The sequence below is a fragment of the Subtercola boreus genome, assembly GCF_003399645.1.
GTDB lineage: Bacteria > Actinomycetota > Actinomycetes > Actinomycetales > Microbacteriaceae > Subtercola > Subtercola boreus_A.
This window is the reverse complement of the sequence record NZ_NBXD01000039.1, coordinates 1-2,364: the sequence shown is the minus strand read 5'-3', so window position 1 is coordinate 2,364 and position 2,364 is coordinate 1. Positions and strand designations below refer to the sequence as shown.

General features: G+C 67.0%; 2 protein-coding genes. Both read left to right on the top strand.

What is annotated here, in order from left to right; genetic code table 11:
- Nucleotides 1-136: 136 nt before the first annotated feature.
- The gene (locus B7R24_RS16695) at nt 137-1,465 is read left to right on the top strand and encodes a Mu transposase domain-containing protein (protein WP_116429915.1); all 1,329 of its coding nucleotides are present in this window, start codon (nt 137-139) and stop codon (nt 1,463-1,465) included.
- Nucleotides 1,462-2,301, top strand: coding sequence for an IS21-like element helper ATPase IstB (istB, locus tag B7R24_RS16690; RefSeq protein ID WP_116420185.1), 840 nt, complete (start codon nt 1,462-1,464; stop codon nt 2,299-2,301). The genes B7R24_RS16695 and istB overlap by 4 nt, the downstream gene beginning before the upstream one ends.
- The last annotated feature ends 63 nt before the right edge of the window (nt 2,302-2,364 follow it).

Genomic DNA, 2,364 nt, shown 5'->3' with positions numbered 1-2,364 from the left:
TGACGGCGCTCACTGAAATTCCCCAGTTCTGCTCACTGAAATTCCCCACCCCGGGTCGCTTCCGCGCATAGAAGCGGGCCTCCCTCGATGCTGATGGTCTTCGACCACACACCAGCTCGAGAAAGGCCCTGTTCCTATGCTTTCAGAGGAGGACGACGTGGACATCCACGCGCTCAAACGACAAGGGATGACGATCAGTGAGATCGCCCGCCGCACCGACCACGACCGCAAAACGATCCGGGCTTATCTGGCCCGACAGGCCGCCCCGGGGCAACGCAAACGTGCCACTTCGGACTTGTTCGACAAGTTCATCGCCTATGTCACGGCGAGGCTTACCGAAGATCCCCACCTCTGGGCGGTGACACTGCTCGACGAGTTACGACCGCTGGGCTTTACCGGCTCCTACCCGACGCTGACTCGCCAGGTTCGGGATCGCGGGTTGCGGCCGACATGCACGGCCTGCGCGCATGTGACGAAACGACCGAACGCGATCATCGAGCACCCGCCCGGGGAAGAGACCCAGTTCGACTGGGTCGAGTTGCCCGACGCGCCGATCGGGTGGGTGTTTCCCACGAAACGCGCCTACGTCCTCGTGGGATCGCTGGCGCACTCCGGTGTTTGGCGGGCGGTGATCTCACCATCGATGGACCAGCCGCACCTGCTGGCCGCGATGACGGTGCTGCTGGGCCTGCTGGGCGGTGTGACGAAGACCTGGCGGTTCGACCGGATGAGCACGGTCCTGAAGGCCGGGACGAGTGATCTAACGCCGATGTTTGCCGCGTTCTCCAAACATCATGCCGTCAGCGTGGTTGCATGCCGGCCCCGCTCCGGGAACCGAAAAGGGGTGGTGGAGAAGAACAACCACACCGCGGCGCAGCGGTGGTGGCGAAACTTGGCCGATGAGCTCACACCCGAGCAGGCGCAGCACAGCCTCACCACTTTCGCCTCCAGCCAGGACGGGCGGCGCCGTGAGGGTCGGGATGGGTCCACGACCGCGGCGGTCATGTTCGCCGCGGAACGCCTCGCCCCGCTGCCCCCGACGTTGTTCCCCGTCGTCGTGACGGAAGAGCGCACTGCGACAAGGCAGGCGCTGATCGACTGGCGCGGCAACCGCTACTCCGTCCCGCCCGAGCTGGCCGCGACGAAGGTTGTTGTCTATCAACGGCTCGGCGCGGCGACAATCGACATCGCCACGATCTCCGGCATCGTGCTCGCCCGACACCAGATCGCCGAGCCTGGGCTCGGGGTGACGATCCGCGACAGCGGACACGTCACCGCACTCGAAGCGATCGCCTTGGCGTCGGCGCCTCCCGGGCGCCCTCACCGGAAGAAGGAACGCATCCCGCCGGGGACCGGCGCCCGCACCGCCGCCGCAGAACTTGCCGGCACCCCAGCCCCCACCACAACCGTGATCAACCTGGCCGCCTACGAGCAGGCCGCGAAGAACAGGAACACCCTCCAATGACAACACCGACGACACCCCAGACCGCCTCGACCACGATGACCGCAGCGACGTCGGCGAGCATCTACCAGCAGCTGAAAGGCCACCTAGCCGAACTGAAGCTCGCCGACGCAGCCGAGGCGTTGCCGCGCGTCCTCAACCAGGCGCAGGCCGAGGGCTGGTCGCTTACCCAGACACTCGAGCACCTGCTCGCCGTCGAGGTCACCGCCACCGACGCCCGCCGCCTGGCCGGCCGGTTCCGGTTCGCCAACCTCCCCACCGGCGCAACCCTCGACGACTTCGACCTCGACGCCGCCTCCGGCATCGACCGGTCACTGCTCGCCGAGCTGGGCACCTGCCGCTACCTCGAAACCGCAACCAACGTGCTCCTCATCGGCCCGCCCGGCGTCGGGAAAACACACCTCGCCACCGGCCTGGGACACGCGGCAGTGCAGGCCGGTTACCGCACCTACTTCACCTCCGCCGCCGACCTCGCCGCCCGCTGCCACCGCGCCGCGATCGAGGGCAAGTGGGGCACGATGATGCGGTTCTTCGCCGGCCCGACGCTGCTCGTGATCGACGAACTGGGCTACCTGCCGCTGCCCGCCGAGGCCGCGTCAGCGCTGTTCCAGGTCATCAACCAGCGCTACCTGAAAACGTCGATCGTGATCACCACGAACCGGCCCGTCGGCGCCTGGGGCGAGATCCTCGGCGACACCACCGTCGCCGCCGCGATGCTCGACCGACTCCTGCACCGCTCCGTCGTCGTCACCCTCGACGGAGCCTCCTACCGGCTCCGCAACCACACCGCAGCATCCGACGAACTACGCCGCATCACCACCGGCACAAACCTGCGCTAACCTAACCCCGCGACCTGGGGAGTTTCAACGAGCAGGACTGGGGAAATTCGCTGAGCGCCGTCA

Bases quoted from the DNA above. Each gene is read 5' to 3' on its own strand.
- B7R24_RS16695 (WP_116429915.1), top strand. From the start codon at position 137: ATGCTTTCAGAGGAGGACGACGTGGACATCCACGCGCTCAAACGACAA.
- istB (WP_116420185.1), top strand. From the start codon at position 1,462: ATGACAACACCGACGACACCCCAGACCGCCTCGACCACGATGACCGCA.